The organism is Staphylococcus sp. EG-SA-14 (assembly GCF_017151935.1).
GTDB lineage: Bacteria > Bacillota > Bacilli > Staphylococcales > Staphylococcaceae > Staphylococcus > Staphylococcus aureus.
Window position 1 is genome coordinate 61,761 of record NZ_JACVZM010000013.1, and the last position, 16,296, is coordinate 78,056.

The window sequence follows — 16,296 nt, forward strand, 5'->3', positions numbered from 1 at the left end:
TATCCAATTATTTCTATTTATCTTTATTAAATTTACGACGATTTGCTTCTAAACGCTGAATCACGTTTGGATCTCTTTTTTGTTTATTATTTTTACCTAAAATAAATATCGGTTCAAGATGACCCTGTTTATATCCAAAGGATAATGATGTAATTGGAACTAGACCTTTAGTGAAAAATTCCATTGTTAAATGTGCCATCACATCATATCCTGTTTTATTGCGTATATCTGCAATAATTAACACATCTTGGTGTGGCACTGCTACGAGCATTTCGCCTTGACATTGTGCCTCAATTTCATTTAAAAATGCAGTATTTAGTATCCTACTTGCATCATACCCGTCATTTGAGTTAATAAAATAAAAAATATTACCTTTTACTTCATCAGTCGTATATGAATTTGACAATTTTCTAACATTAAACAGAGACATTTCTCTTATTTGTTGTTCAGTTAACTTCAAATCCTCTAACATGCTTTCGTCAATTAGACGATATGATTTCCCTAAATCGACTGCATAATAAACTGCTGTTTCTGCAGTATGCTCATCATAGATAAAAGGAACACCTTGTTTAGTTTTTTTATCAAAGCTAGTCGCTCTAATGACAGGCATAATTTGACTAGATGATATACTCTCAAGGGTTTTATCTGCCATTTGTGCAATAGCTTCATCAACGTAATAAACAATTTCATCTACAATTTTTTCTTTTTTATCTTCATATTTTGCGACTATAGCGTTAAGTTTAATCGTGATACCTTTGTTATTATCTGTTCGATAAATACGCAAAGTTTCTTCTTCACGATTAAATTTAAAATCAACGTCTAAATGGCTTAAACGTTCCTTTAATTTATCTCTCATTTGAAAGGTATTCATATGTAACACTCCTAATTTCGCACCTTATAATAGTTTACAATAAATCAACACATAGTAACAGAGAAAAACGAGTATTACCCCGTTTTTCTCTAGTCTAAATTACACGTATTGAGCTAAAAATGCATCTATCTGTTCAATTGATTTTCGTTCTTTTCCAATATAACTTCCAAGCAGTTCTCCATTTTTATATACTAGAAAACTTGGAATACCCATAATACCATTTTCAATACAAATATCCATAAATTTATCACGGTCTACTGATACGAAGTCAAACATAGGATATCTCGCTTCTAATTCCGGTAAATCTGGTTCTATCACTCTACAATCTGGACACCAGCCTGCAGTGAATTCAAATACTGTAGCACCTTGTTTTAAAGATTCAAATTGTTGTTCTGATTCAAGTTGTTTCATTTTTATGTCTCCTTAATTAATGATTATATATAACTATTTAGAGATAATAGTTGTTATTACCCGATTATTTATATTGTAATGTTTCTATTTGATTATTATCTAAATTACAAATGGCTTCTGAAAGTAAAGATCTAGCTGCAAAATAGTCTCTTATATCAAATACTGAGTCTGTACTATGAATATATCGTGCACATACACCAATTACTGCAGTCGGAATACCAATATTAGCTTTATGAATTTCTCCACCATCTGTTCCACCTGGTGACATATAGTATTGATGTTCAATGTCATGTGCTTCAACTAACTTTAATAAATAGTCTCTAAATGCAGGCTTTAAAATCATTGTACCGTCTTTTATGCGAATTAACGTCCCTTTACCAAGTTCACCAGATAATGGTTGGTTTTCTTTAACATCATTGGCAGGTGAACAATCAACTACAAATGCAACGTCTGGGTCTATCATCTCTGCAGATGCTTTCGCACCTCGTAATCCAACCTCTTCTTGAACATTTGCGCCAACATACAAGTCTACATCTAATTCTATATCTTTTAATAATTCTAGTATTTCAATTGCCAAGACACAACCATAACGATTATCCCATGCTTTAGCACTATATCGATGTTCAGATAACTGTGTGAATGGCGTGTGAGGTACAATTGTATCTCCTATATCTATTCCGCGCTCACGCACCTCATCTTCATTTTGAGCACCTATATCTAATGTTAAATCTTTAATTTCCGGTGCACCTTCACTACCAGTACGAAAATGTTTAGGTATATTAGAAACAACACCGATAATTTTATCGCCATTTCTATTTTTAATTACTAAGCGTTGTCCTTGCCAAATATCATTTGCAACACCACCTAAATTTGTGAATTGAATCATTCCATTTTTAGTGATATTTGTAATCATAAATCCGATTTCATCCATATGTGCTGCAATCATTACACGTTTTGCATTTGGATTTTTAGATTTTTTCACACCAAAAAATCCACCCATACGATTTTCAATAAATTCATCTACGTACGGCGCCATTTGCTGAGTCATATAATTTTTTACTTCTTCTTCAAAACCTGGTGCCCCATGAAGCTCAGTTAAAGTTTGAATTCGTTGTAATGTTACTTTTTTATTTATGTTCATAAAAGTTCTCACTCCTTATAAGTTATTATATCATCTTCAATATGGTAAACTAATGATATGAATTTGAAATCAAGGGAGCATAAATGATGACTAAACTGAAATATATAATTCCAACAATAATTGCAGTAGCCATTGTAATTATTTCTACCATTTCAATCATCCAATATATTAATCGTAAACGCTATAATCCCGTTAAAGTACTTAATGAAGTAAAATCATATTTTATGAATGTCAAAGGCTCATATATCGTTTATGAACCATTCGTTCATCCTGAAACTGATAAATACCGTTTAGTTTATCAAGGTGGAATTACAACTATTAAAAATGGTCAAAATATTCATTATGATTTTTATGCAGATGCATATACTGGTGAAGTCATTAACATTGTAGAGCGTTAATACGAATTTTATCCATATTTGATTTGGATCGTAAAACTTAAAAATGAGCCACACCCTAATTAGTAAGATTGGATGTGGCTCAATTTTTTATTTTTGAAAATTTGTTTAGTAATACATCTTTATTTTAGTTATTATCAACTAATGTTTCACGTAAAATATATGCATCTATGTTTTCACCATCATCGCTGTATTTTACAGCAAAGTAGTTTTCATCATGATAAAACAAGAACCAATATTGTTGCTGAATAAAATATGGTATCATGCGTTCTTTTTCACGAATCGATTGCATAGGATAATCATCATATGCCGTTACCCATAGAGGATTTTTATGTGCAGTAGTTGGGAATATATCACCCATATGAACTGCTTTATCTCCTTGACTTTCAATCGTAATAATCGTGTGGCCAAAGCTATGACCTCCACTATGTTGCATCTTGATACCCGGAACCGGTTCAAAATGTTTTTCGAATAAAATCAACTTGTTACTATAATCGCCTTTATTCTTATCCCAGTAAGTTGATTTACTTCTTATATTAGGTGCAATAAACTCATGCCACTCATCTTGTTGCACAACATGAATCGCATTTTCAAAAATTGCATGTCCCGCTTGATCAGTCAAACCGGCAGCATGATCAAAATGCATATGTGTCATTAGCACATAATCAATATCCTTTGGCGTTAAATTATAATTTGCCAAATCAGCAATAATATGACTTTCTTCATCTACTCCAAAATTACGTAATTGCTTTTCAGATAATTTACCATTACCAATACCCGCATCTATAATCAAATTATATTGAGCCGTTTGAATCAAAATTGGATGTGTCGGTAAATTGATTTGATTTCGTTCATTTGCATTGTATTGCTTTGACCACAACGGCTTCGGAACAACACCAAACATTGCACCGCCATCCATTTTTGTATTGCCACCATTTAGATAATGAATAGATATATCCCCGATTTTCATAACATCACCTATTCTTTCTGTATTCGTTATTACAATTAGCATGTGTTTATTACATCATATCACTATTCATAAATGCGAACAAAAACGAAACGCCCCACACTAATACACTTCTAACTATTTATAAAGATTAATGCAATCATATTATATGTAAATGCATCATAACCATCGGCCTGTAATTTTAAATTAATAATTAAAATTTACAAGTAAAATGCAAGCTTTATTCTTTTAAATCAAAGGTATTTAGTATAACATTGTTCATAGGCGCATTATCTCCTTTAGTTATTTGTTTAGTCACTTTTAATTATAGAGATAATTGCGCTTTTTTATATTCAAAATCAAAAAATCGGACAGATGAAAAGTAAAATACTTTTTTCCATCAGTCCGATTTATTATTGAACCCTAATATGCTTTTTCTATAGAACCATTATAGTACGAAAAAACACTTATGATTGTATGTGTACATACCCTCATAAGTGCTCTATTTTTGTGAATGGAATTTCGCTTCCATACGATAAATACGTGACCCTTTATCCGAAAATTTCTTTTCATATTCTGTTAAAATATTACTGCCATCGTCTTCTTGATGTAAATTTAGATTTATTTTTGTAAAATACATTCCAAATTGAGACATACTTTCTAAACTGTAGGCAAATAGTCCTCTGTTATCAGTTTTAAAATGTAAATCTCCTTCATCATTTAAGATTTGTTGATACAACGCTAAAAACGTATGATACGTTAAACGTCGTTTTGCATGACGATTTTTTGGCCATGGATCTGAAAAGTTCAAATAAATACGCGAAACTTCGCCGTCTTTAAAATATTCATTTAATTCAATGGCGTCATTACAAATAATCTTTAAATTTGTTAAACCCATCTCTTTAACTTTATCCAATACTTTATAAACGATACTTTTCTCACGTTCCATTGAAATATAGTTAATATGAGGATTTTGAGCAGCTAATGTTGTAATAAACTGCCCCATACCCGAACCAATTTCAATGTGTATCGGTTGCGTTTTATCAAACCATTCAGTCATTTTCCCTGCATGTTGACCGTCCATGTCAACCAATTCAGGATGACCTTTTAAATAATCTTCAGCCCATGGTTTGTATCGAACTCTCATATTTTATTCTCCTCTTAAATAAACATGTTACTATTCATAACTTCATTTAGGAATTTAAGCCAAGTGTTCATATCCTTATATCTTTTTTGCTCTTCATACCATTGAACAAGACCTATAGATTGAATTACCGTATACCATTTCATACGTTTATTTAAATTCAAGCTCTCTTGAACACCATATGTTTCAAGCCATTCAGACCATTGTTGTTGTGGAACATAGTTGTAAAGCAGCATTCCGATATCAATTGCCGGGTCTGCAATCATTGCACCTTCCCAATCGACTAAAAATAGTTCATCACGATCAGATAATAACCAATTATTATGATTCACATCACCATGTACAACAGTGAAAAAACGTGAATCTAAACTCGGCATATGCTCTTCTAAATAGGTTAATGATTTTCTCACAATATGATGTGTTAAAACTTCCCTTGATAAAGAGGCATTAATTTTATTAAGCATAATCTCAGGAGTAATAGGTTCCATTTCCATACGCTTTAACATACTTAATAAAGGTCTAGAATTGTGTATCTTCTTTAATAAATGTGCAACTCTTGTTTGCTTCATTTCGTTTGAAGATAGTTCACGCCCATTTTTCCAATGTTGTGCTGTAACAACCTCGCCTGTTTCTATGCGTTTCGTCCATACTAATTTGGGCACAATACCTTCTGCTGATAATGCCGCAATAAATGGATTTGAATTTCGTTTTAAAAACAACTTTTGTCCATCTTGTTCAGCCATATATGCTTCACCAGATGCACCACCTGCTGAATCAAGTGTCCACCCTAATTGATAAAACTGCTCCAACTCGTCCACCTCACTTTCAATTAGAAAATGGCTCTAGAAATAGGTTTTTCAAGAGCCATATATTCTAATTTATAACACCATACTGGTACAAATATTATGTCCAGATAATTATTGTAAATCCTAAACTAATGCCTACATTAAACAACTTAAATTAAATCAATATGTCTGTCATTGACACCATACATTCTAAAGTCGCTTACATGACATATAATGTTACCGTGTCTAAAACTACATGTTTTTGAATCTCTGTAGGCGATAAACTCTAGTTTTCAAAATAATTGCTATCCCATTTTCATGGTTAGCATAAATTTATGAACTGTAACATTTACGTACTTAGCAAAATATGATGCACATCATATTTGTAACTCATAGAAAATTTTATAATTTTTATCATTATATTTCAACTGAAAATGAGAAACAAAATGGCACTTTTTACTAATATGTGTTTTCTAAACAACACTTTTAAGCTTCGTTTTAAATTATAACATAATTCACTTACGAAAGTTGATAAATTTAAGTAATTTAATCTAAAAATATGATGAAAGAATTTTAAATACTGTGTGACTCTATATACTTTTCAAATCCTTCTTGTAGTTGACGTGTAATTGGGCCAACTTTACCATCATTAACTGGTTCACCATCTAATTTAATAACAGGTGTAACCTCAGCTGAAGTACTTGAAACAATAACTTCATCTGCGTTTTTCAAGAAATCTACAGTAAACGTTTCTTCTTTAAATGGGATGTTATAGTCTTCGGCAATTTTTTTAATTACAATTCGTGTAATACCATTAAGAATATAGTTGTTAATCGGATGTGTATAAATCACACCGTCTTTAATTGCATAAGCATTACTTGAAGATCCTTCAGTTACAGTTTCACCTCGATGTTGAATTGCTTCAACTGCATTATATTTCACAGCATATTCTTTTGCTAATACATTTCCTAATAAGTTCAAGCTTTTAATGTCGCAACGTAACCATCGGATATCTTCAACGGTAACACCATTCACACCATTTTCTAAATGATCATAAGGACGATCATAACTCTTTGTATAAGCAACAATTGCTGGTTCTACTTCAGGTGTCGGGAAGCTATGATTCCTTTCAGCTACACCACGCGTTGCTTGAATATAAATTGCCCCAGTTTCAATTTGATTCATATCAACTAATTTACGAGATAGTTCAATTAATTCTTCTACAGAATAATTTAAATCTAAACCAATCTCATTGGCACTACGTAAAAATCTTTCATAATGTTCTGTTACTGTAAATAACTTACCATTATATACTCGAATGTATTCATAAATACCATCGCCAAATACGTATCCTCTGTCGTTGTATGAAACCTTTGCTTCACTTGGACTTACAAACTCACCATTTAAAAAAATTTTTTCCATATATTATTCCTCCACGCATAATGAATAAATTGCTTCTAAGTAAATACTAGTTGCGTTAAATAACTGTTTTTTAGTGATATATTCATTTTTCTGATGCATTAAATCTTCAGAATCACTAAACATTGCGCCAAATGCTACACCCTTGTCTAAGTTTCTCGCATAAGTACCGCCACCTATAGTATAAGGTTCACTCATATCATTTGTTTGATTTCTATATGCAGTAACTAACTTTTGTACAAAAGGATCATTTTTATCAACATAATGTGGTGGTTGGACTTTACCTAATTTCACTTCAAAGCCATATTGTTGAATCTCATTTGCAAAACAATCCATAGCTTTTTCAAATTCAAATCCTTCTGGGTAGCGTAAGTTGATACCGAAAAGACCTGCGTTTTCATTATCATATGTAATAACACCAATGTTAGTTGTCACGTCACCCATGACATCTGTATGGAATTTCATTCCCATCTTTTCACCAAAATCTGAATTAAATAAGTAGCGATTACTAAATGCTACAAACGCTTGTGCATTATTATCAAGATTTAATGATGCTAAGAATTTTAGTAAGTAAAGACCCGCATTCACACCGATAGATGGATCCATACCATGAACCGCTTTACCTTCAACTGTTAAAACTAGAATGCCACTATCAACAGTACTATCACCTTGTAAATGATTTTGTTCTAAAAAGTACTCAAAGTCTTGAATAACATCTGTCATATTTTCTTTAACAAGCACTCTTGCTTCTGCATGATCAGGTACCATGTTGTAACGTTCACCAGATTTAAAAGTTATTAATTCATAATCAGGTTCATCTTGATCTTCAGTAAGTTTATTTTGAACTAAATCAAATGTTGTAATGCCTTTTTCACCATGAATACATGGAAATTCTGCATCTGGTGCAAAACCTAATGTTGGCATTTCTTCTGTTTTAAAATAGCGATCCGTACATTTCCAATCAGATTCTTCATCCGTACCAATAATCATATGAATACGTTTCTTCCAATCCACATTCATATCTTCTAATATCTTAATTGCATAATAAGCAGCAATTGTTGGACCTTTGTCATCAAGTGTACCTCTAGCTATGATAGCATCTTCTGTTACAACCGGCTCGAACGGATTACTATCCCATCCATCACCAGCAGGAACAACGTCAACATGACATAAGATACCTAATACGTCATTTCCTTTACCTGCCTCAATTCTTCCTGCAATATGATCCACATCATGTGTTGTAAATCCATCTCTATGTGCAATTTCATACATGTAGTCTAATGCCTTACGAGGACCTGGACCAACTGGTGCGTCTTCTGATGCTTTTGCATCATCTCTCACACTTTCAATTGCTAATAATCCTTTTAAGTCATTAATGATTTGATCTTCGTATTGTTGAACTTTTTCTTTCCACATTCGAAATCGACTTCCTTTTTTCTATAAGTTAAATTCTATTTTACATGAAAAGATATAAAAACTACAATAAGATGTCAGAAAATAATAAAAAGGAACAAAACGATGCTATTGATATGACACAAATCATAAATAGCTGCTTTGTTCCTTTTTTAATTTATATATTTAAAATACACATATTCAAGAGCTCGAGATATAAGTCAATGTACTAGGCACACAATTTAATATTGACAGTAATTAACCGAACGAAAATGCGCCCCGGGGCCCCAACATAGAGAATTTCGAAAAGAAATTCTACAGACAATGCAAGTTGGCGGGGCCCCAACATAGAAGCTGGCCAATAGTCAGCTTTCAATAATGTGAAAGTTGGGGTAAGGGCCCCAACACAGAAGCTGGCCAATAGTCAGCTTTCAATAATGTGCAAGTTGGCGGGGCCCCAACACAGAAGCTGGCCAATAGTCAGCTTTCAATAATGTGAAAGTTGGGGTAAGGGCCCCAACACAGAGAATTTCAAAAAGATAAAGAAATACGTTTTCTTTAGATATTAGTATTTTTTATGCATGAGTTTCACGCATGTATTCTTCTTTCTAAATACATATTAGCTATGACTAACGATAAAGAACTTGAAACACTAATAAATGTCCTATAGTTTACAATATTATATTGGCAGTAGTTGACTGAATGAAAATACGCTTGTAACAAGCTTTTTTCAATTCCAGTCAACCTTGCCGGGGTGGGACGACGAAATAAATTTTGCTAAAATATGATTTCTGTCCCACTCCCTTATCATTTCTGTCCTACTCACATCTTATTCTTTATCAGATAATGCATTTTTATTCTTTTTTAAATCTTCTTCAGTGACGATACGTAAATTATTATTTGGTGCTGCGCCACCTTCATCATCAAATTTACCTTTTTCAATACTTTCGTCAGTCTTATTGTCATATTCGGTAAATTTTGATTTTTCTTCTTCGAAAAATGCTTTTGGATTATTTTTTAATCTATTAGCATATTCTTTCGGATTTGTTTTTACTTCTTTAATTGTTTCATTAGCAATTGTTCCTAATTGCGTCGCTTTATCCTTAGCATTATCTTTATAGCTTTGAGGATCTTGTTTATATTTATTATATTCTGCTTTCAGCTTGTCACGACTATCTTTACGTGTAACAAGTACAGCTGCTACAGCGCCACCTATACCTAAAATCGCTTTAAATAAATTACCTTTTGCCATATCAATCGTCTCCCTTTTATTTATAATTTAATTTGTCAAAATCATTTTCAGTTAATAAACGATATTCTCCTGAATCTAGATTGCTGTCCAATTCTAAATCAGCAATTTTGATACGTCTTAAATGTAATACCTCATTTTGAATGCTATGAAACATTCGTTTAACTTGATGATATTTTCCTTCATAAATTGTTACGTGTGACGTTTGATTATCAATATAAGTTAAAATTGCAGGCTTAACCTTGCCATCAGACAGTGTTACACCCTCTTTAAAAGCTTGAATGTCGTCTTCAGTGATAGGATTTGCTGAAATAACTTCATATTTTTTAGAAACATGTTTGTTTGGACTCATTAATTCATGATTAAAATCACCATCATTCGTTATCAATAAAAGCCCTTCTGTATCTTTATCAAGACGACCAACCGGAAAAATATTTAGATGTTGGTATTCAGGTATTAAATCAATAACGGTTTTTGAATGATGATCTTCAGTTGCTGATATATAACCTTTTGGCTTATTTAACATAATATAGACATTTTCAATGTATTCTATTAATTCTCCACGAACTGTTATCTTATCGTTTTCTGGTTCTATATGTGTTTTTGGTGATTTAATTACTTGTTCGTTGACATTTACAAGGCCTTTTTTAAGTAACTGTTTGACCTCATTACGTGTACCAACGCCCATATTTGCTAAAAATTTATCTATTCTCATCGTAAAAACCTAACTCTACGTCTTAATTTTTCAGGAATTTCACCTAAGAATTCGTCCGCAAGACGCGTTTTAATTGTGATTGTACCGTAAATTAGAATACCTACTGTAACACCTAAAATAATAATGATTAAGTAACCAAGTTTAGTAGGTTCTAAGAATAGATTTGCAAGGAAAAATACTAATTCTACACCTAGCATCATAATAAATGAATACAAGAATATTTTTGCAAAATGAATCCAACTATAGCTGAATTTAAACTTCGCATATTTTTTAAGAATATAGAAATTACATCCAATTGCAAATAATAATGCGATACTAGTACTTAAAATTGCACCAGGTGTATGGAATAACATAATTAATGGATAGTTTAACGCTAACTTGATAACTACAGAAGCTAAAATAACATAAACTGTTAATTTCTGTTTATCTATACCTTGTAACATTGATGCCGTTACACTTAATAGTGAAATTAGTATTGCTACAGGCGCATAATAGAATAATAAGCGACTACCATCATGGTTAGGGTCATGACCTAAAACAATTGGATCGTAACCATAGAAAACTGTGAATAATGGTTGTGCCAAGGCCATAATTCCAATACTAGCTGGAACAGTTATAAACATTAATACACCAATAGATGTTCTAATTTGATGATGCATTTCATGTAAGCGACCTTCTGCAAATGTTTTTGTAATATAAGGAATTAAACTCACTGCAAAACCAGCACTTAATGATGTCGGAATCATTACAATTTTATTAGTTGACATATTTAGCATATTAAAGAATATATCTTGTAACTGTGAAGGTATACCAACTAAAGATAAAGCACCGTTATGTGTAAATTGATCTACTAAGTTAAATAATGGATAATTCAAACTTACAATAACGAACGGTATACTATAAGCAATAATTTCTTTATACATCTTGCCATATGACACATCTATATCTGTGTAATCAGATTCGACCATACGATCAATATTATGCTTACGCTTTCTCCAGTAATACCAGAGTGTGAATATACCAATAATCGCACCAACTGCTGCTGCAAAAGTAGCAATACCATTGGCTAATAAAATAGAGCCATCAAAGACATTTAGTACTAAATAACTTCCGATTAATATGAAAATCACGCGTGCAATTTGCTCAGTTACTTCTGACACTGCTGTTGGCCCCATAGATTTATAACCTTGGAATATCCCTCTCCATGTCGCTAATACAGGAATAAAGATAACAACCATACTAATGATTCTTATAATCCAAGTAATATCATCGACTGACCAACCGTTTTTATCATGAATGTTTCTAGCTAATGTTAATTCAGAAATATAAGGTGCTAAGAAATACAGTACCAAGAAACCTAAAACACCGGTAATACTCATTACAATAAAACTCGATTTATAAAATTTCTGACTTACTTTATATGCCCCAATAGCATTATATTTCGCAACATATTTCGAAGCTGCTAATGGTACACCTGCTGTCGCAACTGCAATTGCAATATTATATGGTGCATAAGCATATGTGAACGGCGCCATATTTTCTTGTCCACCAATTAAATAGTTGAATGGAATGATAAAAAGTACGCCCAATACCTTGGTAATTAATATACTAATGGTAATTAAAAAGGTTCCACGCACCATTTCTTTACTTTCACTCATTACGAATCTCCCTATCTCATGTTTATTAAAGTTTTGTAAACTCAAAGCTATTTCTCTGTAAAATCATTTTTCATTATTATGAATATATCACAAAACTTTATTTCATTGTCGTATATTCAATGAATTATCATAACAAAATTATCAACGCATTGTCATTGAATACTCGATTTTGATTAGAATATTACGAAATTTCATATGAACATTATACTACTATTTGAGATGAACATAGCATAACAGTAGAAAAATCATTCTTATCATACACATACATCTTCATTTTTTATGAAGTTCACATTATAAATATATTCAACATAATTGTCATCTCATAACACAAGAGATATAGCAAAGTTTAAAAAAGTACTATAAAATAGCAATTGAATGTCCAGTAACAAATTTGGAGGAAGCGTATATGTATCAAACAATTATTATCGGAGGCGGACCTAGCGGCTTAATGGCGGCAGTAGCTGCAAGCGAACAAAGTAGCAGTGTGTTACTCATTGAAAAAAAGAAAGGTCTAGGTCGTAAACTCAAAATATCTGGTGGCGGTAGATGTAACGTAACTAATCGATTACCATATGCTGAAATTATTAAGAACATTCCTGGAAATGGGAAATTTTTATATAGTCCCTTTTCAATTTTTGATAATGAATCCATCATAGATTTTTTTGAGTCTAGGGGTGTTAAATTAAAAGAAGAAGATCACGGGCGTATGTTTCCAGTTTCCAACAAAGCACAAGACGTGGTTGATACATTAGTGACAACTATCGAACGCCAACATGTAACGATTAAAGAAGAAGAAGCTGTTAGTAGAATCGAAGTTAATACAGACCAAACTTTCACTGTACATACTCAAAATAATAGTTATGAAAGCCATTCGCTAGTGATTGCTACAGGTGGTACAAGTGTCCCTCAAACTGGTTCAACTGGTGATGGTTATAAGTTCGCACAAGATTTAGGTCATACCATTACTGAGTTATTCCCGACCGAAGTTCCAATTACATCAGCTGAACCTTTCATCAAATCCAATCGTCTAAAAGGTTTAAGTTTAAAAGATGTTGAATTGTCAGTACTTAAGAAAAATGGTAAAAAACGCATCAGTCATCAAATGGATATGTTATTTACTCATTTTGGCATCAGTGGTCCAGCTGCATTAAGATGTAGTCAGTTTGTTTATAAAGAACAAAAAAATCAAAAGACACAGCACATTTCTATGGCAATCGATGCATTTCCTGAATTAAACCATGAACAATTAAAACAACACATCACATCATTATTATCGGACACACCAGATAAAATTATTAAAAACAGCTTGCATGGACTAATTGAAGAGCGCTATTTACTGTTCATGCTAGAACAAGCTGGAATCGATGAAAATACCACATCACATCACTTATCAAATCAACAATTGAACGACTTAGTAAATATGTTCAAAGGGTTTATATTTAAGGTAAACGGGACATTACCTATAGATAAGGCATTTGTCACAGGTGGTGGTGTGTCACTTAAAGAAATTCAACCTAAAACAATGATGTCTAAATTAGTTCCGGGATTATTTTTATGTGGTGAAGTATTAGATATACATGGTTATACTGGTGGTTATAATATTACAAGTGCACTCGTAACAGGACATGTCGCTGGATTATATGCCGGTCATTACTCACATGCATCAATGGAATAATAGTATAAAATTTAGTTCGATTCTCTTTAGTAGATCAACTTTTTCATTCAAATAAAAATGACCTTAATATAACTGAGTCACTAAAAAGTGTCGTTATATTAAGGTCATTTCGTTAATTATGATTCTTTTTCGTTTTTAGTACGTCTTCTAGCTAACAAAGCCGCACCTGTAATCAGTGCAAATTCTTTCAATGGTAAATCCATTCCTTCAGAACCTGTATTTGGAAGTTCTTTTTCAACTTTGCGCGATTCATGTGTCTCTTCTTTTTTAATAGGCGTACAAACTTTTGGAGCTGGCTGAATTTCTTTTGGTGATACTTTCGTCGCTTCAGCTGGTAATTTAATTGCTAAAATTTCATCAACAATGAATTGCGTGTGTTGTTTGATGTCATTTAATGTCGCATCTTCATCAATCATTCTATTGCCATCTGCAACATATTGATCAATTAATACTTTTACTTTAGCTAATTGTTCTGGTGTTGCGATCGCTTTGAATTTCGCATATGTTTGTTGAGCAATGTTATCAATTCGCAGTAAGCTATTTTCTTTTTCAGTAATTACTGCTTCTATATCGCTTAATGCAACATTAAATCGTTTTAAAACTGCATCAACATCAGCATTAGTGCGTGCTGTTTTTAATTCTTCATCCATTTGTAATTTTAAAGCAGTTATAGCTTTTAATGCATCAGCCTTATTACGATTACTTACTTTTCGATAATTTTGCACTAAAGCAGTGACGCGTGCAAGATCATCATTAATCGTTTTTTCAGCATCTGGCTTTTTAATAGGATGTACATCTAAATCATGTATTGTTTGTAGATTTAATGATGCTGTTTTATCAACTTGTGCATTGCTACGATCTTGATCAATTTGTCCAATAGCAGTGTCATAAATATTTTGTAACTGTGCTAATATACTATTTCTTTCTTCTACCGTTGCTTGAATATTCGCTTCAATTGCTTGTTTTTTATCGTTGAATAATGTTGTCAATTGTTCTCGAGCAGACGCCTTTCTGTTAATAACAGGTTCGATTTCACGAATTTCGTTTTTCTCATCATGCAATAAATATGCCACATCTGCATTAGTCACTGCACTAGCAATTTGTTGTTTAGCTTTAATTAACTCTTTTTCAACTTGTGCTATTGCAATATTTTGTTCTTCATCTGTCGCTTCGTTATTTGCTTTAATTAAATTAATTTTATTTGTAGCGATATTTTGAATTTGTTGTAATGCTGTTGCTTTAACTGTTGTCGCTGGTTTAATTTTTGAAATAATATTTTGAGCATTTATACTATCTTGATTAACTTGGGCAGTCTTATCTGCATGATTGATCTGATCAATAGCCTGATTAAGTGCTTGTTCTACTAAATGTTTAGCAGCTAGTCTTTCTTCTTCAGTTGATAAATCGCTTTGATCGATTAGTGCATTTTGAGCTTCGGCTTTTACACCAACAGATTGACGCGCTGCTGGTTTAACTTGAACTTTAGGTAAAATCACTTTGATGTTGTCGTTGCCATCAGTCTCAGTTCGATCCACTTCTGCATTCGTTTTGTTTTGTGCAATGTCATTTTTAATTGTATTTACAATTTTATTTAAAGTATCAATAGCAACATCTCTTTCATCTTGAGTAGTATCCAACGTATTTCGGATTGCATCGAGTTGATTTTTATTATTTTCTTCAATGCTATCAAGCGCAGCTCGTTTACGTCTTACTTTAGGTTTTATTTGCTCTATTGCCTTGATTGTTTGATTTCTAACATCAGTAACAGCAGCATCTTGATTTGTATTTTCTATTTCTTGTTGCGCTTGTTTGAGTGTGTCGCTAATTAATTGATTCGCTTCATCTAATTCATCAACTGTTGCATGTGGTGTATCTTTTATTGATTCTACTTGATTTTCTGCACTTGCTTTTATTGCTTGTTGTGCTTCAGGCTTAATTACAATATGAGGTTGTACACCTTTTAGTGTAGCAATGCCATTTGTTTCAACACGTTTCACATCATTATTCGCTATTGCTTGATCGATGTTTTGTAATGCACGTTTTTCATTATTCGCTAATTGATTTAAAGCAACTTGTTTTTCTTCATCAGTCGCATGTTCCGCTTGCTCAATTTCGCGCTTTTTAGTCTCATATTGTTGCTTAACTGCATCTCTAGCAGCTGCTCTAACAATATGGTCAGGCGTCACTAAAGCAATGCTATCAAGCGCTTGACTTGTTGTATCATCAACTTGTTGATTTGTTCTATTATTCGTAATATCTGTCATGGCTTGATTTACAAATTCATTGATTTTATCTAGTGCTACTTGTCTTTCTTCTGCTGTTGCTTCTTTATCCTGATTAATCTTAGCACGTAATTCATTCGCTTTTTGATAAAGTCCGTATAATTGTGTAAAAGTAAAAAGGCCATATAACAGTCCTTTTACGGTACAATGTTTTTAACGACAAAAACATACCCAGGAGGACTTTTACATGACCCAAGTACATTTTACACTGAA

The 16,296-nt window shown here is 32.4% G+C and carries 13 protein-coding genes and 1 pseudogene; 2 read left to right on the forward strand and 12 right to left on the reverse strand.

The window, feature by feature from the left end; all coding sequences use genetic code 11:
- Positions 1 to 13: 13 nt before the first annotated feature.
- The 3 genes from IDG63_RS08930 to IDG63_RS08940 all read right to left on the reverse strand — a co-directional run bounded on the left by IDG63_RS08930 (position 14) and on the right by IDG63_RS08940 (position 2,423).
- Entirely contained in the window at positions 14 to 871 is an 858-nt protein-coding gene (locus tag IDG63_RS08930) for a DUF1444 domain-containing protein (protein ID WP_001091387.1), read from the reverse strand.
- Between the two features lie 99 nt (positions 872 to 970).
- On the reverse strand, positions 971 to 1,282 hold the full coding sequence (locus IDG63_RS08935) for a thioredoxin family protein (RefSeq protein WP_000811163.1): 312 nt from the start codon (positions 1,280 to 1,282) through the stop codon (positions 971 to 973).
- Positions 1,283 to 1,346: 64 nt separating this feature from the next.
- Positions 1,347 to 2,423, reverse strand: coding sequence for a M42 family metallopeptidase (locus tag IDG63_RS08940; protein ID WP_100127019.1), 1,077 nt, complete (start codon positions 2,421 to 2,423; stop codon positions 1,347 to 1,349).
- A gap of 86 nt (positions 2,424 to 2,509) precedes the next feature.
- On the opposite strand from IDG63_RS08940, the gene IDG63_RS08945 reads away from it, so the two are divergent.
- On the forward strand, positions 2,510 to 2,821 hold the full coding sequence (locus IDG63_RS08945; protein WP_000163829.1) for a PepSY domain-containing protein: 312 nt from the start codon (positions 2,510 to 2,512) through the stop codon (positions 2,819 to 2,821).
- Between the two features lie 124 nt (positions 2,822 to 2,945).
- Here IDG63_RS08945 and IDG63_RS08950 read toward each other — a convergent pair whose 3' ends face one another.
- The 8 genes from IDG63_RS08950 to IDG63_RS08985 all read right to left on the reverse strand — a co-directional run bounded on the left by IDG63_RS08950 (position 2,946) and on the right by IDG63_RS08985 (position 12,126).
- The gene (locus IDG63_RS08950) at positions 2,946 to 3,788 is read right to left on the reverse strand and encodes a YtnP family quorum-quenching lactonase (RefSeq protein WP_000689582.1); all 843 of its coding nucleotides are present in this window, start codon (positions 3,786 to 3,788) and stop codon (positions 2,946 to 2,948) included.
- 478 nt (positions 3,789 to 4,266) lie between these two features.
- Positions 4,267 to 4,911: a tRNA (guanosine(46)-N7)-methyltransferase TrmB gene (gene trmB / locus IDG63_RS08955; RefSeq protein ID WP_001266165.1), complete on the reverse strand. Its 645-nt coding sequence runs from the start codon at positions 4,909 to 4,911 to the stop codon at positions 4,267 to 4,269.
- A 14-nt stretch (positions 4,912 to 4,925) separates the two neighbouring features.
- A complete protein-coding gene (locus tag IDG63_RS08960; RefSeq protein ID WP_000434769.1) occupies positions 4,926 to 5,717 on the reverse strand; it encodes a phosphotransferase family protein in 792 nt (263 codons plus the stop codon).
- A gap of 549 nt (positions 5,718 to 6,266) precedes the next feature.
- Positions 6,267 to 7,115, reverse strand: coding sequence for a D-amino-acid transaminase (gene dat, locus IDG63_RS08965; protein WP_000411085.1), 849 nt, complete (start codon positions 7,113 to 7,115; stop codon positions 6,267 to 6,269).
- A 3-nt stretch (positions 7,116 to 7,118) separates the two neighbouring features.
- Positions 7,119 to 8,528, reverse strand: coding sequence for an Mn(2+)-dependent dipeptidase Sapep (gene sapep / locus IDG63_RS08970; protein ID WP_000265416.1), 1,410 nt, complete (start codon positions 8,526 to 8,528; stop codon positions 7,119 to 7,121).
- Positions 8,529 to 9,333: 805 nt separating this feature from the next.
- Entirely contained in the window at positions 9,334 to 9,756 is a 423-nt protein-coding gene (locus IDG63_RS08975; protein ID WP_001051856.1) for a YtxH domain-containing protein, read from the reverse strand.
- 16 nt (positions 9,757 to 9,772) lie between these two features.
- Positions 9,773 to 10,468 carry a pseudouridine synthase gene (locus tag IDG63_RS08980; protein ID WP_001217124.1) on the reverse strand — a complete coding sequence of 232 codons (696 nt, stop codon included), beginning with the start codon at positions 10,466 to 10,468 and terminating at the stop codon, positions 9,773 to 9,775.
- Positions 10,465 to 12,126, reverse strand: coding sequence for a putative polysaccharide biosynthesis protein (locus IDG63_RS08985; protein ID WP_000004335.1), 1,662 nt, complete (start codon positions 12,124 to 12,126; stop codon positions 10,465 to 10,467). Before IDG63_RS08985 ends, IDG63_RS08980 begins: the two co-directional genes overlap by 4 nt.
- A gap of 406 nt (positions 12,127 to 12,532) precedes the next feature.
- Between IDG63_RS08985 and IDG63_RS08990 the strand changes: the two genes are divergently transcribed.
- Positions 12,533 to 13,801: a BaiN/RdsA family NAD(P)/FAD-dependent oxidoreductase gene (locus IDG63_RS08990; RefSeq protein WP_000285017.1), complete on the forward strand. Its 1,269-nt coding sequence runs from the start codon at positions 12,533 to 12,535 to the stop codon at positions 13,799 to 13,801.
- Positions 13,802 to 13,917: 116 nt separating this feature from the next.
- Here the strand turns inward: IDG63_RS08990 and IDG63_RS08995 are convergent.
- Positions 13,918 to 16,170 (reverse strand): annotated as a pseudogene (locus tag IDG63_RS08995) (DUF1542 domain-containing protein); the annotation flags it as partial.
- Positions 16,171 to 16,296 lie beyond the last annotated feature (126 nt).

Excerpts from the sequence above, each read along its gene's own strand:
- IDG63_RS08945 (WP_000163829.1), top strand. The coding sequence starts at position 2,510 with ATGACTAAACTGAAATATATAATTCCAACAATAATTGCAGTAGCCATT.
- IDG63_RS08940 (WP_100127019.1), bottom strand. The coding sequence starts at position 2,423 with ATGAACATAAATAAAAAAGTAACATTACAACGAATTCAAACTTTAACT.
- IDG63_RS08990 (WP_000285017.1), top strand. The coding sequence starts at position 12,533 with ATGTATCAAACAATTATTATCGGAGGCGGACCTAGCGGCTTAATGGCG.
- sapep (WP_000265416.1), bottom strand. The coding sequence starts at position 8,528 with ATGTGGAAAGAAAAAGTTCAACAATACGAAGATCAAATCATTAATGAC.
- IDG63_RS08975 (WP_001051856.1), bottom strand. The coding sequence starts at position 9,756 with ATGGCAAAAGGTAATTTATTTAAAGCGATTTTAGGTATAGGTGGCGCT.
- IDG63_RS08950 (WP_000689582.1), bottom strand. The coding sequence starts at position 3,788 with ATGAAAATCGGGGATATATCTATTCATTATCTAAATGGTGGCAATACA.
- IDG63_RS08985 (WP_000004335.1), bottom strand. The coding sequence starts at position 12,126 with ATGAGTGAAAGTAAAGAAATGGTGCGTGGAACCTTTTTAATTACCATT.
- dat (WP_000411085.1), bottom strand. The coding sequence starts at position 7,115 with ATGGAAAAAATTTTTTTAAATGGTGAGTTTGTAAGTCCAAGTGAAGCA.
- IDG63_RS08935 (WP_000811163.1), bottom strand. The coding sequence starts at position 1,282 with ATGAAACAACTTGAATCAGAACAACAATTTGAATCTTTAAAACAAGGT.
- IDG63_RS08930 (WP_001091387.1), bottom strand. The coding sequence starts at position 871 with ATGAATACCTTTCAAATGAGAGATAAATTAAAGGAACGTTTAAGCCAT.
- trmB (WP_001266165.1), bottom strand. The coding sequence starts at position 4,911 with ATGAGAGTTCGATACAAACCATGGGCTGAAGATTATTTAAAAGGTCAT.
- IDG63_RS08980 (WP_001217124.1), bottom strand. The coding sequence starts at position 10,468 with ATGAGAATAGATAAATTTTTAGCAAATATGGGCGTTGGTACACGTAAT.